Origin of the sequence: Pseudomonas morbosilactucae (assembly GCF_023241715.1) — a bacterium.
Taxonomy (GTDB): domain Bacteria; phylum Pseudomonadota; class Gammaproteobacteria; order Pseudomonadales; family Pseudomonadaceae; genus Aquipseudomonas; species Aquipseudomonas morbosilactucae.
Map to the genome: position 1 here is coordinate 21,526 of NZ_JALQCW010000052.1, position 22,879 is coordinate 44,404.

At 65.2% G+C, this 22,879-nt stretch carries 22 protein-coding genes and 2 pseudogenes; 14 read left to right on the top strand and 10 right to left on the bottom strand.

Annotation, left to right across the window (positions count from 1 at the left end; translation table 11 throughout):
- Window positions 1-57 precede the first annotated feature (57 nt).
- Complete coding sequence (locus M1B34_RS19505; protein ID WP_268266003.1) at window positions 58-1,377, top strand: Nramp family divalent metal transporter; 1,320 nt, start codon at window positions 58-60, stop codon at window positions 1,375-1,377.
- A gap of 28 nt (window positions 1,378-1,405) precedes the next feature.
- Here M1B34_RS19505 and M1B34_RS19510 read toward each other — a convergent pair whose 3' ends face one another.
- Window positions 1,406-2,338, bottom strand: coding sequence for a LysR family transcriptional regulator (locus tag M1B34_RS19510; protein WP_268266015.1), 933 nt, complete (start codon window positions 2,336-2,338; stop codon window positions 1,406-1,408).
- Window positions 2,339-2,453: 115 nt separating this feature from the next.
- Between M1B34_RS19510 and M1B34_RS19515 the strand changes: the two genes are divergently transcribed.
- On the top strand, window positions 2,454-2,945 hold the full coding sequence (locus M1B34_RS19515) for a DMT family transporter (protein ID WP_123331349.1): 492 nt from the start codon (window positions 2,454-2,456) through the stop codon (window positions 2,943-2,945).
- 2 nt (window positions 2,946-2,947) lie between these two features.
- The gene (locus tag M1B34_RS19520; RefSeq protein WP_123331351.1) at window positions 2,948-3,397 is read left to right on the top strand and encodes a DMT family transporter; all 450 of its coding nucleotides are present in this window, start codon (window positions 2,948-2,950) and stop codon (window positions 3,395-3,397) included.
- A gap of 22 nt (window positions 3,398-3,419) precedes the next feature.
- Here M1B34_RS19520 and M1B34_RS19525 read toward each other — a convergent pair whose 3' ends face one another.
- The 4 genes and pseudogenes from M1B34_RS19525 to glcD form a co-directional block, all read right to left on the bottom strand.
- Window positions 3,420-3,821, bottom strand: coding sequence for a heme-binding protein (locus M1B34_RS19525; RefSeq protein WP_268266004.1), 402 nt, complete (start codon window positions 3,819-3,821; stop codon window positions 3,420-3,422).
- On the bottom strand, window positions 3,818-5,053 hold the full coding sequence (gene glcF, locus M1B34_RS19530; protein ID WP_268266005.1) for a glycolate oxidase subunit GlcF: 1,236 nt from the start codon (window positions 5,051-5,053) through the stop codon (window positions 3,818-3,820). The genes M1B34_RS19525 and glcF overlap by 4 nt, the downstream gene beginning before the upstream one ends.
- 3 nt (window positions 5,054-5,056) lie before the next feature.
- Window positions 5,057-6,120 (bottom strand): annotated as a pseudogene (gene glcE, locus M1B34_RS19535) (glycolate oxidase subunit GlcE).
- Window positions 6,120-7,619 (bottom strand): glycolate oxidase subunit GlcD, encoded by a 1,500-nt coding sequence (glcD, locus tag M1B34_RS19540; protein ID WP_268266006.1) that lies wholly within the window; start codon window positions 7,617-7,619, stop codon window positions 6,120-6,122. Before glcD ends, glcE begins: the two are co-directional and overlap by 1 nt.
- Window positions 7,620-7,882: 263 nt before the next feature.
- Here glcD and M1B34_RS19545 point away from each other — a divergent pair, with 263 nt between their 5' ends.
- Window positions 7,883-8,056: a metallothionein gene (locus M1B34_RS19545; protein WP_123331361.1), complete on the top strand. Its 174-nt coding sequence runs from the start codon at window positions 7,883-7,885 to the stop codon at window positions 8,054-8,056.
- Between the two features lie 53 nt (window positions 8,057-8,109).
- Here M1B34_RS19545 and M1B34_RS19550 read toward each other — a convergent pair whose 3' ends face one another.
- Window positions 8,110-8,337 carry a DUF6555 family protein gene (locus tag M1B34_RS19550; RefSeq protein ID WP_123331363.1) on the bottom strand — a complete coding sequence of 76 codons (228 nt, stop codon included), beginning with the start codon at window positions 8,335-8,337 and terminating at the stop codon, window positions 8,110-8,112.
- Window positions 8,338-8,530: 193 nt separating this feature from the next.
- On the opposite strand from M1B34_RS19550, the gene M1B34_RS19555 reads away from it, so the two are divergent.
- The 3 genes from M1B34_RS19555 to M1B34_RS19565 all read left to right on the top strand — a co-directional run bounded on the left by M1B34_RS19555 (window position 8,531) and on the right by M1B34_RS19565 (window position 10,591).
- The gene (locus M1B34_RS19555; RefSeq protein WP_123331365.1) at window positions 8,531-9,310 is read left to right on the top strand and encodes an AraC family transcriptional regulator; all 780 of its coding nucleotides are present in this window, start codon (window positions 8,531-8,533) and stop codon (window positions 9,308-9,310) included.
- A gap of 116 nt (window positions 9,311-9,426) precedes the next feature.
- Window positions 9,427-9,600, top strand: coding sequence for a DUF1427 family protein (locus tag M1B34_RS19560; protein WP_123331367.1), 174 nt, complete (start codon window positions 9,427-9,429; stop codon window positions 9,598-9,600).
- A 34-nt stretch (window positions 9,601-9,634) separates the two neighbouring features.
- Window positions 9,635-10,591: a quinone oxidoreductase family protein gene (locus tag M1B34_RS19565; RefSeq protein WP_268266007.1), complete on the top strand. Its 957-nt coding sequence runs from the start codon at window positions 9,635-9,637 to the stop codon at window positions 10,589-10,591.
- Window positions 10,592-10,664: 73 nt separating this feature from the next.
- On the opposite strand, the gene M1B34_RS19570 is transcribed toward M1B34_RS19565, so the two are convergent.
- Entirely contained in the window at window positions 10,665-11,339 is a 675-nt protein-coding gene (locus M1B34_RS19570) for a histidine phosphatase family protein (protein WP_123331371.1), read from the bottom strand.
- Window positions 11,340-11,602: 263 nt separating this feature from the next.
- Here M1B34_RS19570 and M1B34_RS19575 point away from each other — a divergent pair, with 263 nt between their 5' ends.
- Together M1B34_RS19575 and M1B34_RS19580 are read left to right on the top strand one after the other, a co-directional pair.
- Entirely contained in the window at window positions 11,603-12,307 is a 705-nt protein-coding gene (locus tag M1B34_RS19575; RefSeq protein ID WP_268266008.1) for a glutathione binding-like protein, read from the top strand.
- A gap of 51 nt (window positions 12,308-12,358) precedes the next feature.
- Window positions 12,359-13,201: a PhzF family phenazine biosynthesis protein gene (locus M1B34_RS19580; RefSeq protein WP_123331375.1), complete on the top strand. Its 843-nt coding sequence runs from the start codon at window positions 12,359-12,361 to the stop codon at window positions 13,199-13,201.
- 48 nt (window positions 13,202-13,249) lie between these two features.
- Here the strand turns inward: M1B34_RS19580 and M1B34_RS33875 are convergent.
- Window positions 13,250-13,868: pseudogene (locus tag M1B34_RS33875) on the bottom strand (LysE family translocator).
- A gap of 194 nt (window positions 13,869-14,062) precedes the next feature.
- Between M1B34_RS33875 and hemB the strand changes: the two are divergent.
- The 4 genes from hemB (at window position 14,063) to M1B34_RS19605 (ending at window position 19,211) form a co-directional block, all read left to right on the top strand.
- On the top strand, window positions 14,063-15,037 hold the full coding sequence (gene hemB, locus M1B34_RS19590; protein WP_123331379.1) for a porphobilinogen synthase: 975 nt from the start codon (window positions 14,063-14,065) through the stop codon (window positions 15,035-15,037).
- A 116-nt stretch (window positions 15,038-15,153) separates the two neighbouring features.
- Window positions 15,154-15,675, top strand: a complete 522-nt coding sequence (locus M1B34_RS19595) for a sigma-70 family RNA polymerase sigma factor (protein WP_123331381.1) — start codon at window positions 15,154-15,156, stop codon at window positions 15,673-15,675.
- Window positions 15,672-16,631 carry a FecR domain-containing protein gene (locus M1B34_RS19600; RefSeq protein WP_268266010.1) on the top strand — a complete coding sequence of 320 codons (960 nt, stop codon included), beginning with the start codon at window positions 15,672-15,674 and terminating at the stop codon, window positions 16,629-16,631. The genes M1B34_RS19595 and M1B34_RS19600 overlap by 4 nt, the downstream gene beginning before the upstream one ends.
- A gap of 105 nt (window positions 16,632-16,736) precedes the next feature.
- Complete coding sequence (locus M1B34_RS19605; RefSeq protein ID WP_268266011.1) at window positions 16,737-19,211, top strand: TonB-dependent siderophore receptor; 2,475 nt, start codon at window positions 16,737-16,739, stop codon at window positions 19,209-19,211.
- Here the strand turns inward: M1B34_RS19605 and M1B34_RS19610 are convergent.
- Both M1B34_RS19610 and M1B34_RS19615 read right to left on the bottom strand, forming a co-directional pair.
- Window positions 19,195-20,748: an FAD-dependent oxidoreductase gene (locus tag M1B34_RS19610; protein WP_268266012.1), complete on the bottom strand. Its 1,554-nt coding sequence runs from the start codon at window positions 20,746-20,748 to the stop codon at window positions 19,195-19,197. The genes M1B34_RS19605 and M1B34_RS19610 overlap by 17 nt on opposite strands.
- Window positions 20,749-20,810: 62 nt before the next feature.
- Window positions 20,811-21,425, bottom strand: coding sequence for a LysE family translocator (locus M1B34_RS19615; RefSeq protein ID WP_123331388.1), 615 nt, complete (start codon window positions 21,423-21,425; stop codon window positions 20,811-20,813).
- A gap of 221 nt (window positions 21,426-21,646) precedes the next feature.
- Here M1B34_RS19615 and M1B34_RS19620 point away from each other — a divergent pair, with 221 nt between their 5' ends.
- Window positions 21,647-22,735, top strand: coding sequence for a DUF1615 domain-containing protein (locus M1B34_RS19620; protein WP_268266013.1), 1,089 nt, complete (start codon window positions 21,647-21,649; stop codon window positions 22,733-22,735).
- Window positions 22,736-22,879: the final 144 nt, after the last annotated feature.

Consider the following 22,879-nt stretch of genomic DNA (forward strand, 5'->3'; position numbering starts at 1 on the left):
GGCGCGTGGGCTGAAACGTCTAAGCTTGGCCATCGTTTCAGCCGCCCGGATGCTTGTGTGAAATTCAGCCTGCCCAAAATCGGTACCGCCCCGTTCTGCCCGCCAGAAGTGGCGGGCTCTGTCAGCGTTGATCCCAACGCTTCGCTGTTCAAGCGCATCCTGCGTTTTGCCGGCCCCGGGCTGTTGATTTCCATTGGCTACATGGACCCAGGCAACTGGGCCACGGCCATCGAGGCCGGTTCCCGTTACGGCTACAACCTGTTGTTCGTGGTGTTGCTGGCCAGCCTGGCGGGCATGGCGGTGCAGTGCCTGTGCTCGCGGCTGGGCATCGCCACCGGGCATGATTTGGCCCAACTCTGCCGCCAGCGCTACAGCCGCCGTTCGGCGCGCACCCAGTGGCTGCTGGCGGAAGTCTCGATCATCGCCACCGACTTGGCGGAAGTGCTGGGCTGCGCCCTGGCGTTTCACTTGCTGCTGGGGGTATCGCTGACCACCGGCATTGTCATCACCGCCTTCGATACCTTGCTCATTCTGGCCTTGCAGAACCGCGGCTTTCGGCGCCTGGAAGCGATCATGCTGGCGCTGGTGGCGACCATTGGCGTGTGCTTCTTCATTGAACTGCTGCTGATCAAACCTTACTGGCCCGACGTGGCCCGGGGCTTCACCCCGTCGCTGTCGGCCATCAGCGATGCCGCGCCGCTGTACCTGGCTATCGGCATTCTCGGGGCCACGGTCATGCCCCATAACCTCTATTTGCACACCTCCATCGTCCAGACCCGGTTGATCGGCAAGGACCTGGAGAGCCGCCGCGACGCGATCAAGCTGGCGCGCATCGACACCATTGGCTCCCTGGCCCTGGCGCTGTTGGTGAATGCCTCGATCCTGATCCTTGCGGCGGCGGCCTTCCACAGCACCGGGCACAGCGACGTGGTGGAAATCCAGGACGCTTATCACTTGCTCGACCCGCTGGTGGGCGGGGCGTTGGCCAGCGTGCTGTTCGGCGTGGCGTTGCTGGCCTCGGGGCAAAGCTCGACCTTCACCGGCACCATCGCCGGGCAAGTAATCATGGAGGGCTACCTCGACCTGCGCCTGCCGTGCTGGCAGCGCCGCCTGATCACTCGGGGCCTGGCCCTGGTGCCGGCGTTTGTTGGCGTGTGGCTGATGGGCGACGGCGCGGTGGGCAAGTTGCTGGTGTTGAGCCAGGTGGTGCTCAGCCTGCAATTGCCCTTTGCCCTGTACCCGTTGATTCGCATGACCAACGACCCGCGCCTGATGGGCGAGTTCGTCAACCGTTGGCCAACCCGGGTTTTGGCCTGGAGCCTGTTCGCGGTGATCAGCGCGGCCAATGCCTGGCTGATTGCGCAACTGCTGTTCTGAACCGGCCCTGGCGGGGTTGCGGCCTGGGCTAGCGGTCCCAATAGGGCGTTGGGCCGAACTTCTCGACAAAAAAATCAATCACTGTCCGGACCTTCACCGACAGGCGCCGGCTGCCGGGCCAGAGTGCGGCGATCTGTTGCGGTTCCAGGCTGATGGCCACCTGATAGTCGTCGAACAGGGCCACCAGGCGCCCCTGATGCAGGGCCTCGCCAATCAGCCAGGACGGAAACAGCACCAGCCCCAGGCCCTGTTCGGCCGCCTGGGTCAGGGTGTCGGCGTGGTTGCCGGTCAACGGCCCCTTGACGCTGTAAGGCACCCAATCCTCTTGGCCCTGGCGGTAGAACCAGCGCTGTTGCCCGGCCTCGCCCTTGTACGCCAGGCACTGATGTTGGTGCAGCTCCTGCGGGTGCCGAGGCGTGCCGTATCGGGCCAGGTAAGCCGGGCTTGCAGCGACGCAGTAGCGCTGGGGCGCCAGCACCCGGGCCTGCATTCCGGAGTCGTTCAGGCTGCCGATGCGAAACAGCAGGTCGGCGCCTTCCTGTAGCGGGTCGATGTAGCGGTCGGTCTGCTGCACATCCAGTTGCAGCTTGGGGTAGCGCCCGCACAGTTCACCCAGCCACGGCGCCAGGTGCAACTGGCCGAACGCCATCGGTGCACTGATGCGCACCAGGCCGCTGGGTTCGCTGTCCTGTTCCTGCAGGGCCTGTTCCGCTTCCTGCCACTGGGCCAGCACCCGCCGTGCGTGGTGCCCCAGCAGACGCCCGGCTTCGGTGGGGCTGACGGCGCGGGTGTGGCGGTACAGCAACTGTTGGCTCAGGGCCTGTTCCATCAATTGCACCTGCCGCGAGATGGAAGACGGCGCCAGCCCTTCACGGCGGGCCACGGCGGAGAAGCTGCCCTGGTCGAGCACCGCCACGAACAGGCGCAGGGCCTTGAAGCTGAGATCGTTGAAGCCTTGCATGGGAATGTCCTGCTGTGCGTAATGCGCAAAGGTGTTGTCGGGATGGTCCCATTTATCGCAAAGCTTGGGCAATCGATAATGGCCGCCATTCTTTCCCGTCATTACAGGTTGTTGCATGCCGTCTTCTTCGCTGGATGAGCGCGTGTCGCTCAGGGTTCCGCGCCCTTCGCTGAGCCGTTTACTGCTGTTGCCCCTGGTGATTCTCGCCGGCATGGGCCTTTCCGTAGAGGCCGGTTTGCTCGGGCCGTTGGGGGCCCAGGTTGGCCATTTATGGGCCACCTTGAGCATCTTCGGGGTCGGTTCGGCGCTGTTGTTTTTGCTCTTGCTGTTCAGCGGTCCGCAGCCGGGGCCGGCCTTCAGCAGCCTGCCGCGCTGGCAATTGATCGGCGGCCTGCTCGGGCCGATCTACGTGGTGGTGCTGACCCTGGCCACGCCCCATATCGGCATTGCCATGACCATGATTGCGATCCTGTCCGGCCAGGTGGGCAAAAGCGTGCTGATCGACCATTTCGGCTGGTTCGGTGCGGCGCGCAAGCAGGTCAATGCCGAGCGCTGGCTGGCGCTGGTATTGATTGTCGCGGCCCTAGTCCTGATTGCCCGAGGTTGAACATGAGTGTGTTTCTGTTGTTGCTGTTGGTGGTGGCCGCCGGTGCGGTGTTGAGTGTGCAGGCGGCGATCAATGGCCGTCTGGGTGAGACGGTGGGGGTGTTGCGCAGCAGCCTGCTGACCTTTGTGGTGGGGGCTGTGGTCAGCGCCTTGCTGATCCTGTTTTTCCAGCCGCCCCAGGCCATGAACCTGCTCCAGGTGCCCAAGTGGCAACTGGTCGGAGCCTTGTTCGGCGTGGTTTACATGATGGTCATGGTGGGCGCCGTGCCCCGGCTGGGCGCGGCGGTGGCTACGGTGGCGGTGATTCTCGGGCAACTGGCCATGGGGCTGTTGATCGACAACTTCGGTTGGCTCGGCAACCCGGCCATCGAGCTGTCGTCCAACCGTTTGCTGGCCATGCTGTGCCTGGCGCTGGCCCTGGTGTTTATGTACCGCAGCAGTCGCCAGGCCTGAGGCGGCTCAGCCCAGGGATGGCTCAGCCCAGGCATTGCGCGCCGCAGTGGGCGATCTGTGCATCGTCCGCAGACTTGACCCCGGACACACCGATGGCGCCGATCACCTGGCCTTCATGCAGGATCGGCACCCCGCCTTCCAGGGGCGTGAGGGTCGGCGCGCCGAGAAAGGCGGTGCGCCCGCCGTTGACCATTTCTTCGTAGAACTTCGATTCGCGGCGGCCCAGGGCCGAGGTGCGGGCCTTTTCCGTGGCGATGTAGGCGCTGATGGACGAGGCACCGTCCAGGCGTTCCAGGGCCAGGGGGTGGCCACCGTCGTCAACGATGGCGATGCTCACGGCCCATTGGTTGCGCACGGCTTCGGCGCGGGCGGCCTGGAGAATCTGTTGCACTTCATGCTGGCTGAGTACGGCTTTGCTGTTCATCGAGGGGTTCCAGTGAGGGAAAGGGCGGCGTCCACCAGTTCGATCCAGTGCCGCACCGGGGTGCGTCCGGCGCCGCCGAGGTGGGTCTGGCAGCCGATATTGGCAGTCACGATGACGTCCGGTCGACCACTTTCCAAGGCACAGAGTTTGTTGTCCCGCAGTTGCCGGGCCAATTGTGGCTGGGTCAGTGAGTAGGTGCCCGCCGAGCCGCAGCATAGATGACTGTCCGGCACCTGGGTGAGGTTGAAGCCCAGGCGAACCAGCACCGCCTCCACCGCGCCGCCCAGTCGTTGCGCGTGTTGCAGGGTGCACGGGCAATGCACCGCCAGGCGCTGGTCGCTGCACACCGACAGGGGCTCCAGGGGTTCGTCACGCAGGATCTCCACCAGGTCCCTGGCCGATTCGCTGACCCGCGCCGCCTTGGCCGCATAGGCCGGGTCGGCGGCCAGCAGGTAGCGGTATTCCTTGATAAAGGCGCCGCAGCCACTGGCGGTCTGGACGATGGCCTCGGCGCCGTTTTCCAGGTGCGGCCACCAGGCGTCGATGTTGTCCCGGGCCCGCTGCAGCGCGGCTTCCTGGGCGTCCAGGTGATAGTCCACGGCGCCGCAACAGCCGGCCTGGGGGACGCTGTCGACGCTGATGCCCAGGCGATCCAGGACCCGCGCCGTCGCCGCGTTGGTGTTGGGCGACAGCCCCGGTTGCACGCAGCCTTCCAGCAGCAGTACTCGCCGCCCATGACGTGCTGCGGGGCGTACGCCAGCCGGTTGGGCGCGCTGGGGCAGTTTGTCTTGCAGAGCCTGGGGCAGCAGCGGGCGCCAGTGGCTGGCGCCGTTGACCAGGGCCTTGAACCCCTGGGCATTGATTGTCAGTGCCCGCAGGCCTTGGCGCAGCAGGCGCTGGCCCAGGGGCCGGGGCACGGCGGCGTCGACCACGGCGCGGCCGATGTCCAGCAGGTGGTGGTAGTCGACCCCGGACGGACAGGTGGTTTCACAGTTGCGGCACGACAGGCAGCGGTCCAGGTGCTGCTGGGTCAGGGCCGTGGCGGGGGCGCCTTCCAGCACCTGCTTGATCAGGTAGATGCGCCCCCGGGGCCCGTCCAGTTCATCGCCCAGCAGTTGGTAGGTGGGGCAGGTGGCGTTGCAGAAACCGCAGTGCACGCAACTGCGCAGGATGCGCTCGGCTTCTTCGGCCCTTGGCAGTTGCCGGGCCTGTTCGCTCAGGGTGGTCTGCATGAGTCAAAGCTCCCGGTACAGGCGGCCGGGGTTGAAAATCCCCTGGGGGTCCAGCTGCGCCTTGAGTTGCCGGTGGTAGCGCAGCATCAGCGGCGCCAGGGGTTGGAACGGGCTGTCGATCAGGCCGTGGCTGTAGCAGGTGGCATGGCCGCCAGCCGCGCTGACCACGGTGCGGATCTGTTCGGCGTCGGCCTCGGACTTGAGCCAGCGCTGGGCGCCGGCCCAGTCCAGCAGTTGCTCGCCGGGCAACGCCAGGGGCCCACAGTGGTTAGGCAGCGACAGGCGCCACAACGGCAGGCCGGCGTCGAAAAAGTCCAGGCGTTGCTCGTTCAGGTCATCCCAATAGCGGTCCGCCAGGGGCTCGCCGCCGAGGCGCTCATGGGCCGCGGCCACCGAGCCCGCGCCGCCCTCCAGGCGCAGGTGCAGGCGCCCGTCATGCTGGCTGGCGGCGCTGATGGGCAGCGGTTGCTGGCCCCATTCGCTGAGCTTGGCCAGGGCTTCGGCGCTGTGCATCTCCAGCACCAGGCTCAGGCATTGCCGGGGTTTGGGCAGGACCTTGAGGGACACTTCAGTGAGCACCCCCAGGCAGCCGTAACTGCCCACCAACAGGCGCGACAGGTCGTAGCCAGCGACGTTTTTCATCACCTCGCCGCCAAAGCGCAGGTGCTGGCCCTGGCCGCTGATGACCCGGGTGCCGAGGACGAAATCCCGCACCGAGCCGGCCCAGGGCGCCGTGGCCCCGACAGCCCGCTGGCGACCATGCCGCCCAGGGTCGCGCCCTCACCGAAGGCGGGCGGCTCGCACGGCAGCATCTGTCCGGCGGCGTCTAGGGCCGCCTGCAGTTCGCGCAACGGGGTGCCGGCGCGCGCGGTGATCACCAGTTCCGTGGGGTCGTAGCTGACAATGCCGCGATGGGCCCGGGTGTCCAGAACCTCGCCGGCGCCGCTGCGGCCCAGGAACGCCTTGCTGTTGGCGCCCTGGATCAGCAGTGGCGTGCGGTTTTCCAAGGCCTGGCGCACTTGCTCCAGCAGCACGGCACTGGTGTCGTCGTCCGCAGTCTCCAGCATCAGAAACGCTCCAGTTCGGGGAAGGGCAGTTGCCCGGCGTGCACATGCATGGCGCCAAACTCGGCGCAGCGTTGCAGGGTCGGGATGTTCTTGCCGGGGTTGAGCAGGCCGCCGGGGTCGAAGGCGGCTTTCACCCCATGAAACACGTGCAGTTCGTGGGCGTTGAACTGGGCGCACATCTGGTTGATTTTTTCCCGGCCCACGCCATGTTCGCCGGTGATGCTGCCGCCGACCTTGACGCACAGTTCGAGGATTTTGCCGCCGAGGTTTTCCGCCCGTTCCAGTTCCCCGGGCTGGTTGGCGTCGAACAGGATCAGTGGGTGCATGTTGCCGTCGCCGGCGTGAAACACATTGGCCACCCGCAGTCCGTATGCCTGCGCCAGTTCCTCGATGCCCCGGAGGACCTGGGGCAGGGCGCGTCGGGGGATGGTGCCGTCCATGCAGTAATAGTCCGGCGACAGCCGCCCGACGGCGGGAAAGGCATTTTTGCGCCCGGCCCAGAAACGCACGCGTTCGGCCTCGTCTCGGGCCTGGCGCACGTCCGTGGCGCCGCAGCGCTGCAGCACGGCGTGGACCCGCTGGCAATCGTCATGGACATCGGCTTCCACACCGTCCAGCTCACAGAGCAGGATGGCCGCCGCGTCCACCGGGTAGCCGGCGTGGATAAAGTCCTCGGCGGCGCGGATCGCCAGGTTGTCCATCATTTCCAGGCCGCCGGGAATGATCCCCTCCGCGATGATCTCGGCCACCGCGCGACCGGCGTTGTCCACTGTGTCGAAGGCCGCCAGCAAGACCTTGGCCACTTGAGGTTTGGGCAGCAACTTCACCGTGACCTCGGTGATGATGCCCAGCAGGCCTTCGGAGCCGGTGAACAGCGCCAGCAGGTCGAAGCCCGGCGCGTCCAGGGCGTCGCTGCCCAGCACCAGGCGCTCGCCTTCGATGCTCAGGACTTCCAAACGCAGCAGGTTGTGCACGGTCAGGCCGTACTTAAGGCAGTGCACGCCGCCAGCGTTTTCCGCGACGTTGCCGCCGATGGAGCAGGCGATCTGTGACGAAGGGTCTGGCGCGTAGTACAGGCCGAAGGGCGCCGCCGCCTGGGAGATTGCCAGGTTGCGTACCCCCGGCTGGACCCGGGCGGTGCGCGCCTGAGGGTCGACTTCAAGCACCTGATTGAAGCGCGCCATCACCAGCAGCACGCCGCTGGCCAGGGGCAAGGCGCCGCCGGACAGGCCAGTGCCGGCGCCCCGGGCCACCACCGGCACATTCATCTGGTGGCAGATCTGCAACAGGGTCTGCACCTGCTCCAGGTGCCGGGGCAGCAGCACCAGCAGCGGCGTGGTTCGGTAGGCGCTGAGGCCATCACATTCGTAGGGCTTGAGTTGCTCGGGCTGGTGAAGGATATCCAGGTCCGGCAATTGGCTGCGCAGGGCGTGCAGCAGGGCGGTTTTGTCGACCTTGGGCAAGGCACCGTCGAGGGCTTCGTCGTAGAGGATGTTCATGGGCGGTCAGGACCCTTGTTGTTGTTTTTATCGTGTTGTTTTTTTCGGCCGCGCCGCGTGTGTTGGCCAACCGTGGCTGCGAGGGCGTTGCCGCTGAGCCTAGACGAGGGTCACGCAAAAAGGCCGATGATCTGGCCGTCCCCGGCTAAAGTCATGGATACAGGCGCGTGCTCTGACGCGCCTGGGGGCCTCAGCCGATGAGTGCCCTCTGCCATTGGAAGCGCTCAGTCAATGGGTGCCTTCAGTCCATAGGAGTCCGCACCATGCCCGATTCGACTTGTGCCTGCCCGGCCTGTACCTGCAAGGTCGGCCCCAATGCCATCGTCCGTCACGGCAAGCAGTACTGCTGCATGGCCTGTGCCGATCATCACGCTGACGGCGCACCTTGTGTGTCCCACGACGGGTGTAAATGCGCGGAGGGCTCCGAAGGCGGATGACCATCAGCCATAGCCAGCCCCTCGGGTGCGATGCCCGAGGGGCCGGTGACGCTTCAGGCCGACGGTCGCCAGGTGACGTTTTCGATGCCGAATTTCTCTGCCATGGGTTTGCTGGTCTTTTTCACCTGTTCCCGGCCAAAGCGTCCGATGCGACCGACCCCTGCGTCGCAGCTTGCCCAGTGCCAGGCTTCGGCGTTGTCCATCTTGTCCAGGCGGATGATGAAAGACTTGGGGCTGCCGTGCAGGGTGTATTCGATGACGAAGAGTTTTGCGTTGTTCATAAAGCCGTTGATCCTCCCTGTGTTGGTTTAGTGATCCCTGTGGTGGCGAAAAATTCAGTCGGATTGTCCGACGCCGCTACCAACGGTCACGTGCCCCGAAAGCGTTGGCCAACCACGGCACAGATCGACGCTGGCGACTGCCCGGGACGCTGGTTAACATGGGCGCCCGCCCGTTCAGTGACGACGCCTTGCCATGGCCCTTGCCGCGCCCCCCGACCTCACCGACACCGATGTGCCGCTGCAACCCCTGGCCCGCACCTACCCGCGGGGGTTGTTTATCGAGCCCCACCAGCACGACTGGGGCCAGTTGCTGTACGCCATGAGCGGGGTGATGTGGGTCGAGACACCCCACGAAGCCCTGGTGGTGCCGCCCCAGCGAGCGGTCTGGTTGCCGCCCGGTGTGGAACACGGGATCCGCGTGGTCAGCGACCTGCAGATGCGCAATATCTACTTGCGTCCGGCCCTGGCGGCCACCCTCGATGGTCAGGTCCAGGTGTTGCAGGTGGACAACCTGTTGCGTGAGCTGATCCTGCGGCTGGTGGAGCAGGGCGAGGGGGCGTCGGCGGACTATTACGAGGCCTTGGTGGGGCTGGCGCTGCTGGAGTTGCGACGGGCCCGCCGTTCGCAGCTCAAGATTGCCCTGCCGGACGCCGCCGACCGGCGCCTGATGAGCCTGTGCCAGGCGGTGATGGCGGCGCCGTCCTTGGCGATTTCCTTTGAACAGCACGCGGCAGCAGCGGGGGCTAGCGTGCGCACCCTGGCGCGTTTGTTCAAAGAGGGGTTGGGCCTGGGCTTTGCCGAGTGGCGGCGCCAGGTGCAGTTGGCCACTGCGGCGGCGGAGTTGATCCAGGGCGTGCCAGTGAGTCGCATCGCTCGAGAACTGGGCTACTCCCCCAGCAGCTTCAGCGACATGTTCCGCCGGGAGCTGGGCTTGGCCCCCTCGCAATACGCCGCCGAAGGCGTGTCGGCCTGACACAGGGCTGAGGCTGAACCCGGGCCTTTGGCCGAAATCCTGAAGCACTTGGCCGATGCCTGGCCGCGCCCCTCCCTAGACTCCGTGCATCGACTGTCCCTTGTTCGGAGCTGAGCATGAACTACCTGATATCCCTGGCCATCGGCCTCGCCGTGGGGCTGCTCTACGGCGCGCTGCAGGTGCGCTCGCCGGCGCCCCCGGCCATCGCCCTGGTGGGGCTGCTGGGCATGTTGAGCGGTGAGCAACTCTGGCCTTGGGGCCGGCAGTTGCTCAGCAGTTGGTTGTCTTGAAGCGGTTTCCCTGTGTTCGTTGAAGGAGTTTTTTATGCAAGCCCTGCAATTTTCCGCCACCGGTGACCTGGCCTCCCTGCAATGGGTGGACGTGCCGACCCCGGTGCCGAGCGCTGGCCAGGTCCTGGTGCAGATCAAGGCCGCCGGCCTGAACCCCAGCGACGTGAAAAACGTCCTTGGGCGTTTCCCCTACACCACGTTGCCGCGGATTCCGGGGCGCGATTTTGCCGGGGTGGTGGTGCAGGGGCCCGACGCGCTGCTGGGCCGTGAGGTCTGGGGCACGGGCAAGGAACTGGGGTTTTTCGCGGATGGCTCCCACGCCGAATATCTGGTGGTGTCGGCCCAGGGCGTGACACCCAAACCCAGTCACCTGAGCTTTGCCCAGGCCGCCAGCCTCGGCGTGCCTTACACCACCGCCTGGGATGCCCTGCAACGCAGTGGCGTCAATGCTGAAACCCGTTTTTTGGTGATCGGTGGCGGTGCCGTGGCCAGTGCCGCCCTGGCCCTGGCCAAGGTGCGCGGGGCGCAGGTGCTCGCAGCGGCGCGGCGCCCGGAGCAGGTCCAGGCCTTGCAGGCCCAGGGCTATGCCACGTTGCAGTTGCAGGGCCCGGAAGCGTTGCAAGAGCAGGTCAATGGGGTGTTTGCCGGCGGTGCCGATGTGATCTTCGATACCACCGGGTTCTGGTTGCCGGCGTCGGTGGCGGCCTTGGCCACCTTCGGCCGCATCGCCATCATTGCCGCGCCGGTAGACGGGCAGGTGCAACTGCCGGCCCTGGCCCTGTACCGCAAAGGCGGCTCGGTGGTGGGGATCAACTCGCTGCTGTACGGCGTCGAAGCTTGCGCGGCGATGCTCGAAGAGTTTGGCCGTTTCTTTGACCAGGGCTTGCTGCCCCTGCCCGAAGGCCTGCTCGAATCGCCCCTGGCCGAGGGCCTGGCGCGTTATGCCGAAGTGAACCAGGGCTGCGGCGAAAAAATCATCCTCATCCCTTGAACCACGGGGCAGGCGTCACGCTTTCTATAGGCGCCTGCTTGCCAGCGATAGGGCCCGTGAGATCCCTATCGCCTCAGCTCGGGCAGCTTTGTTCGCCGTTATCCAGCCCTTGCTTGTAGCTGCGGCTGTCGAGGCTGGCTTTGCCGTTGTGCCAGGTCAGGGTCAAGACGTAGAGCGAGTCATAGTCGTTGGAGGCCCAGTCGTCGGCGATGTTGCGTTTTTCGCCCACGGCTTCGCGGGCGACTTTGTTGATCAACTCCGGCAGGTAACCGTGGGACCAGGCGGTGTAGATAATCGAGTTGTGATAGCGGTCGTCCAGCAGTTCATCGGCCAGTTCGCTGGTGTCGTTGGCCGAGTACTCGATGTTCACCGGCAGGCCCAACTTGATGGCGCTGGGGCTGATGGTCATCAGCGGGCGGATGTAGCTGTAGGAGTTGTCGGCTTCGCCTTCCTCGACATTGCGCGTCGGGTTGGCGGCGAACACGTAGTCGGCCTTGCCGAATTTTTCCGGCAGCAGGGAGGCCAGGTCGATGGCGCGGTTCAAGCCCTGGCAGTTGAGCTGGCCAAGGCCGCCGGCGGGTTTTTCGGCATGGCGCAGGAACACCAGGGTCTGGGTGCCGTCCGCCGGTTGTGCCCGGCTGTCGCTGGATTCCAGGGACAGGCACAAGGCGCCGCCCAGCAGCAGGGCTGGCAACAACAGCGGGCCGCGACGGGGCAGGCGGCGAATCAGCGTCAGCAATCGAGTCATGGGTTAGTCATTCTTCAGCGCAGCGGTTTAAGGCTGACAAACCTGTCCACGGTGGCCGTTGGCGTGCCGTGATGTCCCTGTCGTTGAACCTGTGCATCAGCCCGAAGGCAGTTGTCTGAGTCCCTGGGTGCCGTTTGGTTCGATGCCGGTGCAGCCTAACGGCTGAATGTTGCCGATTTAAGAAGGCGCGGCGCCGTGCCTATAATCCCCCGCGCCTTAGCCGGCATGCGTCTTAGCCCCCTGATTGTCACTGGAAGCCTGTCATGACTGATCTCTCTGCATTCCCCATCACTGCAAAGTGGCCTGCTCAGTTCCCCGAATGGATTCAACTGTATTCCCTGCCCACGCCCAACGGGGTCAAGGTCTCGATCATGCTCGAAGAGATCGGTCTGCCCTATGAGCCGCACCGCGTGGCGTTCGACAGCAATGACCAGATGTCCGCCGAGTTCCTGTCCCTGAACCCCAACAACAAGATCCCGGCGATTCTCGACCCCCACGGGCCGGGCGACCAGCCGCTGGCGGTGTTCGAGTCCGGGGCGATCCTGATCTACCTGGCAGACAAAAGCGGGCAGTTGCTGGCCCAGGAAGGCGCGGCGCGCTACGAGACCCTGCAATGGCTGATGTGGCAAATGGGCGGCATCGGCCCGATGTTCGGCCAGTTGGGCTTCTTCAATAAGTTCGCCGGCAAGGATTACGAGGACAAGCGTCCGCGGGACCGTTATGTGGCCGAATCCAAGCGCCTGCTGAGCGTGCTTGAAGGGCGCTTGCAGGGCCGTGACTGGATCATGGGCGAGCGCTACACCATCGCCGACATCGCGACCTTCCCCTGGGTGCGCAACCTGATCGGTTTCTATGAAGCCGGGGACCTGGTGGGCATCAACGATTTCCCCAATGTGCAGCGAGTGCTGGCGCGCTTCGTGGCGCGGCCTGCGGTGATTCGTGGCCTGGAAATACCCAAGGCGGTCTGACCGCGCACCTCGCCCGCATCGGATGCGGGCGCTTTGACTACAGGACCGCTCATGGGCCCCTTGCCATTTAAACAAGTCGACGTGTTCAGTCATCAGCCGCTCAAAGGCAACCCGGTGGCGGTGGTGTTCGAGGCCGACGCGCTGGGTGACGAGCGCATGGCGGCGTTCGCCAACTGGACCAACCTCGCCGAAACCACCTTTATCCTCAAACCCCAGGACCCGCGCGCCGACTACCGCCTGCGGATCTTCACCACGGTCCAGGAGCTGCCGTTCGCCGGCCACCCGACCCTGGGCAGTTGCCATGCCTGGCTGGAATCCGGCGGCCAGCCCAAGGGCAAGGAGATCATTCAGGAATGCGGTGTGGGCCTGGTGCGGATCCGGCGCCAGGGTTCGGAGCTGGCGTTCCTGGCGCCACCCTTGCTGCGTTCCGGCCCGGTGGAACCCGAGTTGCTGGAGCAGGTGCGCATTGGCCTGCGCCTGGAACCGCAGGCGATCATTGCCGCCCAGTGGGTGGACAACGGCGCCGGCTGGCTGGCGGTGATGCTTGCCGAGCGCCAGCAGGTGCTGGACTTGCAGCCCGATTACACGCAACTGCTGGGCCTGGCCGTGGGGGTAATCGCCCGCTGTGACCCAGCGCGCGATGCCACGGATGCACAGTTCGAAGTGCGGGGTTTTATTGCCGGTGACGGCATGCCTGAAGACCCGGCCACTGGCAGCTTGAACGCCGGTATCGCCCAATGGCTGCTGGGGGCCGGCCTGGCGCCGAGCCGCTACGTGGTCAGCCAGGGGCTGAGCATGGGGCGCGCGGGGTGGATTCAGGTGGAGCAGGTGGGGGATGACGTGTGGATCGGCGGTGCCGCCGTGACCTGCCTGCAGGGCACGTTGTCGCTGTAAGTGCCGGCGATGGCGGCGGTCATCGCGCCATCGCCGGCAGGTCAGGGTTCAGCGGTTATTGGCCGCCAGCTTGATGCCGAAACCAATCAATGCCAGGCCCGCCACCCGAGTGGCAATGGCCCGTGCCAGGGGCAGGGCCTTGAGGCGGATGGCTGCGGCATTGCCCAGCAGCACCAGCACGACCTGGTACACCAGGCTGATCAGGGTGATGTGCAGCATCATCACCAGCAAGGTCAGGCTGGAGCCGTCCGGGCGGATAAACAGCGGAAAGAACGCGACAAAGAACAGGATCACTTTCGGGTTGGTCAGGGCCACCGCCAGGCCATTGCGAAAGTACACCCGGGCGGATTTCTTCGGCTCCACGGCGCTGCCGTTGCTGGCCGCCGGCGCGCAGCAGTTGCACGCCGAGCCAGCACAGGTAGGCCGCGCCAAACCATTGCAGGCCCTGGAACAGCAGCGGGTTGGCCTGCATCAGCGCCGCCAGCCCGGCGACCGCCGCCACCATGTAGATAATGTCGCCGAGCAGGGTCCCCAGCACTGCACCGAACCCCGCGGCCACGCCATTGCGCGCCGTGGCATTGAGGATCGCCAGGGTGCCGGCGCCGGGGATCATCTGGAAAATCACGATGGCAGCGATAAAGCTGCCGTAGTTCTGGATCTCGAACATCGCGGGTGCCTTCCTGTGCGGGTACGAATAGGGGGGTTAACACCTGCAAATACTAGGGGCAAAACCCATTGTTGCGAAAGTGGCAACGCACTCTTGGGCAACCGGGGTTTGTATCGCTCGGCGCTGGGGCATAAGCTTTGCGCCTTTTTTCGACTTTGGTCCGCTTCACACCCGGCCTGCCTTTAGGAAAAATCATGTCCAGCCAGTTCCCAGAAGCCCGTCCCCGTCGCCTGCGTCGCTCCGAACAACTGCGCAGCCTGTTCCAGGAAACCGAGTTCACCCTCAACGACCTGGTGTTGCCGATTTTCGTTGAAGAAGAGATCGACGATTTCGTGCCGATCAAGAGCATGCCGGGGGTGATGCGCATTCCGGAATCCCGGCTGGCCGGGGAGATCGAGCGCTACGCCCGGGCCGGGATCAAGTCGGTGATGACCTTTGGCGTTTCCCACCATTTGAACAGCGACGGCAGCGACACCTGGAACGAGAACGGTCTGGTGTCGCGCATGTCGCGCATCGCCAAGGACGCCGTGCCGGAGATGATCGTGATGTCCGACACCTGCTTCTGCGAATACACCGACCACGGCCATTGCGGCGTGATGCACGGTCATGAAGTGGACAACGACCAGACCCTGCTCAACCTCGGCAAGCAAGCCGTGGCAGCCGCTCGCGCCGGGGCCGATGTGATTGCCCCGTCGGCCGCCATGGACGGCCAGGTCCAGGCCATTCGCCGGGCGCTGGACGCGGCCGGGTTCACCCAGACGCCGATCATGGCCTATTCCACCAAGTTCGCCTCGGCGCTCTATGGCCCCTTCCGCGAAGCCGGCGGCAGCGCCCTGAAGGGCGACCGCAAGAGCTACCAGATGAACCCGATGAACCGCCGCGAAGCGGTGCGCGAATCGCTGCTGGATGAGCAGGAAGGCGCCGACTCGCTGATGGTCAAGCCGGCCGGGGCTTACCTGGACATCATCCGTGACATCCGCGAAGCCTCGCGCCTGCCGGTGGCGGCATATCAGGTCAGCGGCGAGTACGCGATGATCAAGTTCGGCGCCCAGGCTGGCGCCATCGACGAAGCCCGCGTGGTGCGTGAAAGCCTCGGCTCGATCAAGCGCGCCGGTGCCGACCTGATCTTCACCTACTTCGCCATGGACCTGGCCCTGAGCGGCATCTGATGCGCCCTTGAGCCCCGGCAGGGCCACGCCGCCGATTCCCGGTGGCGTGGCTATTGCCAAGCCTTTGCTGTCTGCATGACAATGCGATTCATTATCAAATGTGAACTTTTATTGTCATGCCCGCCGACGATCTGTCCCTGCGCTGCGCCGTCAACGACCTCTATTGCGACCACCATGGCTGGCTCCACGGCTGGCTGCGCCAGCGCCTGGGCAACGCCTGCGATGCCTCGGACCTGGTGCAGGACACCTTCGTGCGCATCATCAAGGCGCGCAACGCCCTGGACATCCGCGAGCCGCGGCCCTATCTGTCGCGGGTCGCTCAAGGCCTGATGATCGATCTGTTTCGCCGCCGCTCCCTGGAACAGGCTTACCTTGAAGCCCTGGCCTGGATGCCCGAAGGCGAGCATCCGTCGCCGGAAGAGCAGGCCATCCTGCTTCAGGCCCTGCTGGAGATTGACCGTTTGCTCGACGGCCTGGGCACCAAGGTCAAGCAGGCGTTCCTGCTGTCCCAGTGCGACGGCCTGACCTACGAGCACATCGCCGAGCGCCTGCAGATTTCGGTGCGCAGCGTGAACAACTACATGGCCAAGGCCATGGAGCACTGCTGCCTGATGCAGATCCGGATGCAGTATTCATGAGTTTTTCCAGCCCCCAGCTCAGTGACAGCGAACTCCAGGCCATCAGCGCCGCGGCCCGCTGGTACGCGCGGCTGCGTTCCGGCAGCGCCAGCCAGCAGGAGCAACAGGAGTGGCAGCACTGGCTGGCGGCGGACCTGTTGCATCGCCAGGCCTGGGAGCGCATGCAAATGGTCGGCGAACAAATGGCCGGGGTGCCGGGACGCTTGGCCGGCCCAGCGCTGCGCCGGGCCGGGCAATCGCGGCGCCAGGTGTTGCGCGGGGTCCTGCTGCTGACCTCGGCCAGCGCCTTGGGCTGGCTGGGTTGGCGCAGCGACACGGCGCAGAACCTGATGGCCGACTACCGCACCCGTGTGGGCGAGCGTCGCGAAGTGCGCCTGGCGGACGGCAGTTCGCTGCTGCTCAATACCGACACCTCGGTGAACCTGCGGTTTGACGGCCAGCAGCGGGTGCTGGAGTTGCTTTGGGGCGAAGTCCTGGTGGGCGCGGCGCCGGACTCGCTGCAGCGGCCGTTGCGCATCGACACCCGTCACGGCCGGGTGCAGACCTTGGCCGGACGCTTCCTGGTGCGTTCCGAGGCCCTTCGGGGCCAGGTGGCGGTGCTGGAGCAGGCGGTGCAGTTGAGCCTGTCGGACGGATCGCCACCCCGGCGCCTGGAGGCCGGCCAGGGCCTGGACTTCGACGCTCGCAGTGTGGGCGCGGTGCGGCGCAACGATGCTTCGGTAGGGGCGTGGCGCCAGGGCAGCATCATTGCCATCGACCGGCCGCTGGGCGAGTTGCTGGCCGACTTGTCGCGTTATCGGCCGGGGCTCCTGCACTGCGACCCGCAGATCGCCGGCCTGAAAGTCTCCGGGGCCTTTCCCATCGACAACACCGACCGCGCCCTGGCGGCGCTGGAAAGCGGTTTTGGCCTCAAAATCAGCCGCTATACGCTTTATTGGGTGCGGGTTCGCGCCTAGCCCGTGGCTGCCGGAAAATATTTTTCCCAAGCGTTGCACTTTGTTCGCCCCTGGTTCGGCTTATCCCCCAGTGGATTCATTTTCATCATTGGGGGAAGGCAAGACATGTCGGATGTTCACAAGCCGAAGTTGGCGAATGCGGTGAAGGCCGGGCTCTGGGGCATGCTCGCGGTGTATGGCGCGACAGCGCTGCCGCAGGCGGCCATGGCGGCGGGGGAGCAGACCCAGGTGCGGCGTTTCGATATCGCCGCCGGCAACCTGAGCGAAGTCCTCAGCCGTTTCGCCAGCGAAGCGGGTGCGGCGATTTCCTTCGACGCGCGGCAAACCGACGGCTTGGCTTCGGCGGGCTTGCAGGGCGAGTACGGCGTGCTTGAGGGCTTTGCGCGGATTCTCTCCGGCACGGGCTTGCAAGCCGAGCCGCAGAGCAACGGCAGCTACGTGCTGCGTTCTGTGCCCAAGAGCGCGTCGAGCCTGGAACTGGGGGTGACTAGTGTGCAGGCCCAGGCCCTGGGCGCCACCACCGAAAACTCCGGTTCCTACACCACGGGTGCGGTGACCATCGGCAAGGGCGCTCATTCCCTGCGGCAGACCCCGCAATCGATCACGGTGATGACCCGCAAGCTGATGGACGATCAGAACATCACCACGGTCGAAGACGTGATGGCCAAGACCCCCGGCATCACCCTTTACGAGTCGCCCATGGGCGGCAAGTACTTCTATTCCCGGGGCTTCCAGATGCTCGGCCAGTACCAGTACGACGGCGTGCCCCTGGACATGGGCAACAACTACGTGCAGGCCGACAGCTTCAGTGGCGACCTGGCCTATTACGACCGAGTGGAAATCCTCCGCGGCGCGGCGGGCATGATGAAGGGCGCCGGTGGCACCTCGGGTTCGGTCAACTTCGTGCGCAAGCGCGGCCAGAGCGAGGCCCACACCGAGCTCTCGTTGTCCGGCGGCAGTTGGGACAACTACCGTGGCCAGGTCGATACCGGCGGGCCGCTGAACGAAGGCGGCACCGTGCGCGGGCGGGTGGTGGTGGCCGAGCAGAGCAAGCACTACTTCTACGACAACGCCAGCCGCAAGGACCAGACCTACTACGGTGCCCTGGACGTTGACCTGGACCCGGCCACCACCGTGGGCCTGGGCATCGCCTATGAAGACGTGGACGCCACGCCTTGCTGGGGCGGCCTGCCGCGCTATCGCGATGGCAGCGACCTCAAGCTCGGCCGTTCCACCTGCCTGAATCCGTCGTGGAATACCTGGCGCAGCCAGCGCACCACCCTGTTCGGCGACCTCAAGCACCAGTTCAATGATGATTGGTCGCTGAAGGTGGCCGGGGTCTATACCAAGAACACCCAGGACATCAAATACGCCTTCGCCTCGGGTTCGGTGACCCCGGCCAACACCACCTCGCCGCTGATCAGCGGCCTGTTCGACTACGACCAAGTGGACTACGGCTTCGACGCCTACGTGGACGGCAAATTCGATGCCTTCGGCCTGGAGCACGAGTTGACGGTGGGGGTGAACGCCAGTCGCTCGAACAAGGACGACTTTTTCAGCGTCGCGATCCTTCCTCAGCGCCAGGACGTGTTCAACCCGAACAAGCACATCCCCGAGCCTGACGACAGCTACTACTACGCCAACTCGACCCGTGGCGGCCCGGTGGATTCGGTGACCAAGCAGTACGGCGCCTATTCCACCCTGCGCCTGAAACTGGCCGATCCGCTGACTCTGGTTCTGGGCAGCCGGGTGAGTTGGTACAAGTCGCAAACCGACTACCTGTTTATCTCCGACAACAGCACCCAGCACGCCGAGACCAAGGAAACCGGGCAGGTCACGCCCTTTGCCGCTGTGCTCTATGACCTCAACGACAACCTGACGCTGTACGCCAGCTACTCGGACATTTTCACGCCCCAGGGCGGTTACCGCACTGAATCCGGCTCTTCCCTCAAACCGTTGGTGGGCCAGAGCTACGAGCTGGGGATCAAGGGCGAGTGGTTCGAGGGGCGCCTGAACAGCTCTTTCAACCTGTTCCGCACGATTCAGAAAGACCAGGCACAGACCGACTACCTGTCCAGCTGCGCATCGTTCGACGGCTATTGCTACGCCAATGCCGGCAAGGTCCGGGCCCAGGGCTTCGAGGCTGAAGTCAGTGGTGAAGTCATCGAGCGCCTGCAATTGTTGGCCGGCTACACCTTCACCCAGACCCGTACTCTGGACGACCTGGACAGCAGCAAGAATGGCGCGGCGTTCAACAGTTACGTGCCCAAGCACCTGCTGCGGGTCTGGGGCGACTACAGCCTCAGCGGCCCTCTTGAGCGCTTCACCGTCGGTGCCGGGGTCAACGCGCAAAGCGGCAACTTCCGCAGCTCGCCGGCCACCGGGCAGAAGATTACCCAAGCCGGCTATGCGATCTGGAACGGGCGCATCGGCTACCGCATCGACGACACCTGGTCCCTGGCGCTCAACGGCAACAACCTGTTGGACAAGCGCTACTACGCCACCGTGGGCACCGAGAACTTCGGCAACTTCTATGGTGACCCGCGCAACTTCATGGTCTCGGTCAAAGCCAGCTTCTAAGGCCTTTGTCCCAAAGCCAGGGGCGTATGTCGCGCTCGATGAAATAGCGTGCCAGGGCCTTGGGGTCCGCGCTGCGCTCGGCCAGGGCCACGTAGGTGTCGGGGCGCAGCAGGTAGTAACCGTTGCGCGCCAGCCCTGCCGCGGCATGCGCCGGGCGCCAGTCGAAGATACTCAGGGGCAGCTTGTGCTCCTGGCACCAAGAGATCAGCTCGTCGCTGGTGACCCCGTACACGTGCACTTGCCAGCCGGTCAGGGTCAGGCTGGTGAAGTTGTCGTGTTCCGCATCGTGGGCCCAGGGCAGGCGATCACCGCCATGTACTTGGCCGGCGCTGCCGCTGCTCAACGGCATGTTGCGGTAGTTCAGGGTGATCTGCGACACGGTGCGAAAGAGCCATTCGCGTGCCGCCTCGAACGCCGCCAGTTTGGGAATCAGCATCGGCGCCAGGCGCGTGCGCAGCAGGTTGGCAAGGGTGCCTTCGGCCGTGGCGAAGCTGAACACCCGGTCAGTGGTGGCCACCAGGCGCCGGGCAAACTCCATGCGCTCGACTTCGTAACTGTCCAGCAGGCGTCCTTCGGCCTGGCCGGTGAGCACGGCGGCGAGCTTCCAGGCCAGGTTGATGGCGTCGCCGATTCCGGTGTTCATGCCCTGGCCGCCGGCCGGGCTGTGCACATGGGCCGCATCCCCCAAGAGAAACACCCGCCCGCTGCGAAACTGCTCTGCCACCCGGTGATGCACACGGTAGGTGGAGAACCAGTTGACCCGTTGCACCTCGACCTGGAGTTGGTCCAGGGCGCGGTGGCTGACGTCCTCGAAACGCAACTCTTCCGGGGCTTCGGCGTGTTCGCCGGTGACCGTGCCGATCAGCCGGGCGCGGCCTGCACCGGCCAGGGGGAAGACCGCGAGAAAGTCCGACTCATCCAGGTCCACGTGCAGTTGGCCGTCGATGGACGGGCCGCTGGCGTCCACATCCGCGACATAAAACACCTGCCGATAGGTGCCTCCCGGAAAACCGCTGCCCAGGGTTTGGCGCACCGTCGAGCGGGCGCCGTCGCAGCCGGCCAGGTAAAAGGCCTGGCAGCGTTCCTCGTAGCCGTCGGCATGGCGCAGTCGGGCTTCCACCAGGTTGCCCAGGTCGTTGAAGCCCAGCAGTTCGGTGTCGCGCTCCACACTCACCCCCAGGCTCGCCAGGCGCTCCACCAGCAATTGCTCGTGCAGGTCCTGGGGGAAAATGTGCAGGAAGGGGTAGGGCGTCAGGTCCTCGCCAATGTCATTGAGGGGCAACTGGGCGGCGCGCTGGCCCTGGACCCAGAGATTCACCGCCGGCACCTGGTGGCCCTGTTCAAGGATGGCCTGGGTCAGGTCCAGTTGGCGGTACAGCTCCAGGGTCCGGGCTTGCACGGCCAGGGCCCGGGACGTGGTACCGGGCCCCGAGGTGCGGTCGATGATGCGCACCTGGATACCTTGCTGGCGTAACCACAGGGCCAGAACCAGGCCGGTAGGCCCGGCGCCGATGATCAATACGTCGCTGCAGTTCATGTCTTGCCCTCACTGGGAAATCAAATGCATGCACTGGACGGCGGGGCGCTGTAGCCGCCCCCTCAGCGTTGGGCGAACGCCAGGTTCAGGCCCAGGGCGGCGAAGCTCGCGGCAAAACTGCGGCGTAGCCAGTTTTGCACCCGGGGCGACTCGATCACGGCTCGGCGGAACAGGTTTGCCAGCAACCCGTAGAGCACGAACACCGCCAGGGTCATGGCCATGAATACCGCGCTCAAGCTGAGCATTTGCAGGGCCGGGGCGGCGCCATCGTGGCGGATGAACTGGGGCAGGAAGGCCAGGAAGAAGATGGTCAGTTTGGGGTTGAGGATGTTCAGCAGGCAGGCCTTGAGCATCAGGCTGCCGGCGCGGGTACTGCCGGTGTGCCGGTCCACGGCGAAGGCCGAGCGATCACGCCAGGTGGCATACGCCAGGTACAGCAGGTAGGCGACCCCGGCGAATTTCAGGCCCTGGAAAGCCAGGGCGCTGGTGTGCAACAGCGCCGACAGGCCCAGCACCGAGGCCAGCAGGTGCGGGACGATGCCGGCGGTGCAGCCCACGGCGGTGAACAGGCTGGCGCGCTTGCCGGCCACCAGGGCGGTGGAAATGGTCAGGATCACGCCGCTGCCGGGGATCAGCACGACGATCAGTGAGGTGATGAGAAAATCCAGGCTTAACATCCAGTTCGAACTCCTTGAACAGTGGGTTTTACGGCAGATCAGCCGGCGCCCCGTGACGCCCTCGGGGCGCTGCAGATTGAGCGTAGGTGAAAATCGCCGATCTTCGCGGTTATTGGTCTAGCCGGGTGGCGTGGGGGAACGCCGTTGGCGGTTGTCGGTCGATATTCGCGGCAACCTGCTTCACTGGAAGCAGGGTGGACCGGCACGGTATTTGGGGAATCATGAACCTGCATCGAGTTATTTTCACCAGTACGGCGCTGTTGCTGCTGGCCGGTTGCGCCGGCCAGCGCGGTGCCCAGGCGCCGACGCCAAGCCCGGCCGAGGTGCAGGCGCAGGTTGTTCGCCTGTTGCCGCCGCAGACCCAGGATCGCCAGGGCTGGGCCACGGACATCCAGGTGGCGTTCAGCGCCCAGGGCATCGAGCCGAGCAAGGGCAACCTGTGTGCGGTGCTGGCGGTGGCCGAGCAGGAGTCGACCTTTCAGGTGGACCCGCCGGTGCCCGGTTTGGGCAAAATCGCCCGCCAGGAGATCGACCGGCGCGCGGCCAAGGTGCATGTGCCGTCGCTGCTGGTGAGTGCGGCCCTGCAGGTGCGCTCGCCCAACGGCCAGTCCTACAGCGAGCGGCTGGCCAAGGCTCGCACCGAGAAAGAGTTGAGCGCGATTTTCGATGACTTCATCGGCATGGTGCCCATGGGCAAGACCTTGTTCGGCAGCTTCAACCCGGTGCACACCGGCGGGCCGATGCAGGTCAGCATCGAATTCGCCGAAAAACAGGCCAGGGCCTATCCCTATCCAGTTCAGGGTTCAGTGCGTCAGGAAGTCTTCAGTCGCCGGGGCGGGATGTATTTCGGCATCGCCCATTTACTCGGCTACCCAGTGAATTACCCGCAGCCGCTGTACCGTTTCGCCGATTTCAACGCCGGCTGGTACGCCAGTCGCAACGCCGCGTTCCAGAACGCCGTCAGCCGTGCCACGGGGATTGCCCTGGCCCTGGACGGCGACCTGATCCGCTACGACTCGGTGATGCCGGGCAGCACCGAATTGGCGGTGCGCACCCTGGGCAAGCAGTTGGACATGCGCAACCCGACCCTGCGCGATCAATTGGAAAAGGGCAGTGGCGCGGAGTTTGAGCAGACCCGCCTGTACCAGCGGGTGTTCGCCCTGGCCGACCGTGCCGCCGGCCAGCCGCTGCCCCGTCAGTTGTTGCCAGGCATCGAACTCAAGAGCCCGAAAATCACCCGCAAACTGACCACGGCCTGGTTCGCCAAGCGGGTGGATGAGCGTTACCAGCGCTGCATGAAACGCGGCTAACGACGTTCCTGGCGCTGGACGGTTATCAGAATGAAAAAAGCCCGGCTGATAAGGCCGGGCTTCTTTTCCGATACCGCTGTTGAGTGACTCATGCACGGTTTTGAACCCGTCGATCCGAACCACCTTCAGCGACACGGCGTTCGA

Coding starts and splice junctions, on each gene's coding strand:
- M1B34_RS19510 (WP_268266015.1), bottom strand. CDS start 2,338: ATGCAAGGCTTCAACGATCTCAGCTTCAAGGCCCTGCGCCTGTTCGTG.
- M1B34_RS19515 (WP_123331349.1), top strand. CDS start 2,454: ATGCCGTCTTCTTCGCTGGATGAGCGCGTGTCGCTCAGGGTTCCGCGC.
- M1B34_RS19520 (WP_123331351.1), top strand. CDS start 2,948: ATGAGTGTGTTTCTGTTGTTGCTGTTGGTGGTGGCCGCCGGTGCGGTG.
- M1B34_RS19525 (WP_268266004.1), bottom strand. CDS start 3,821: ATGAACAGCAAAGCCGTACTCAGCCAGCATGAAGTGCAACAGATTCTC.
- glcF (WP_268266005.1), bottom strand. CDS start 5,053: ATGCAGACCACCCTGAGCGAACAGGCCCGGCAACTGCCAAGGGCCGAA.
- glcD (WP_268266006.1), bottom strand. CDS start 7,619: ATGAACATCCTCTACGACGAAGCCCTCGACGGTGCCTTGCCCAAGGTC.
- M1B34_RS19545 (WP_123331361.1), top strand. CDS start 7,883: ATGCCCGATTCGACTTGTGCCTGCCCGGCCTGTACCTGCAAGGTCGGC.
- M1B34_RS19550 (WP_123331363.1), bottom strand. CDS start 8,337: ATGAACAACGCAAAACTCTTCGTCATCGAATACACCCTGCACGGCAGC.
- M1B34_RS19555 (WP_123331365.1), top strand. CDS start 8,531: ATGGCCCTTGCCGCGCCCCCCGACCTCACCGACACCGATGTGCCGCTG.
- M1B34_RS19560 (WP_123331367.1), top strand. CDS start 9,427: ATGAACTACCTGATATCCCTGGCCATCGGCCTCGCCGTGGGGCTGCTC.
- M1B34_RS19565 (WP_268266007.1), top strand. CDS start 9,635: ATGCAAGCCCTGCAATTTTCCGCCACCGGTGACCTGGCCTCCCTGCAA.
- M1B34_RS19570 (WP_123331371.1), bottom strand. CDS start 11,339: ATGACTCGATTGCTGACGCTGATTCGCCGCCTGCCCCGTCGCGGCCCG.
- M1B34_RS19575 (WP_268266008.1), top strand. CDS start 11,603: ATGACTGATCTCTCTGCATTCCCCATCACTGCAAAGTGGCCTGCTCAG.
- M1B34_RS19580 (WP_123331375.1), top strand. CDS start 12,359: ATGGGCCCCTTGCCATTTAAACAAGTCGACGTGTTCAGTCATCAGCCG.
- hemB (WP_123331379.1), top strand. CDS start 14,063: ATGTCCAGCCAGTTCCCAGAAGCCCGTCCCCGTCGCCTGCGTCGCTCC.
- M1B34_RS19595 (WP_123331381.1), top strand. CDS start 15,154: ATGCCCGCCGACGATCTGTCCCTGCGCTGCGCCGTCAACGACCTCTAT.
- M1B34_RS19600 (WP_268266010.1), top strand. CDS start 15,672: ATGAGTTTTTCCAGCCCCCAGCTCAGTGACAGCGAACTCCAGGCCATC.
- M1B34_RS19605 (WP_268266011.1), top strand. CDS start 16,737: ATGTCGGATGTTCACAAGCCGAAGTTGGCGAATGCGGTGAAGGCCGGG.
- M1B34_RS19610 (WP_268266012.1), bottom strand. CDS start 20,748: ATGAACTGCAGCGACGTATTGATCATCGGCGCCGGGCCTACCGGCCTG.
- M1B34_RS19615 (WP_123331388.1), bottom strand. CDS start 21,425: ATGTTAAGCCTGGATTTTCTCATCACCTCACTGATCGTCGTGCTGATC.
- M1B34_RS19620 (WP_268266013.1), top strand. CDS start 21,647: ATGAACCTGCATCGAGTTATTTTCACCAGTACGGCGCTGTTGCTGCTG.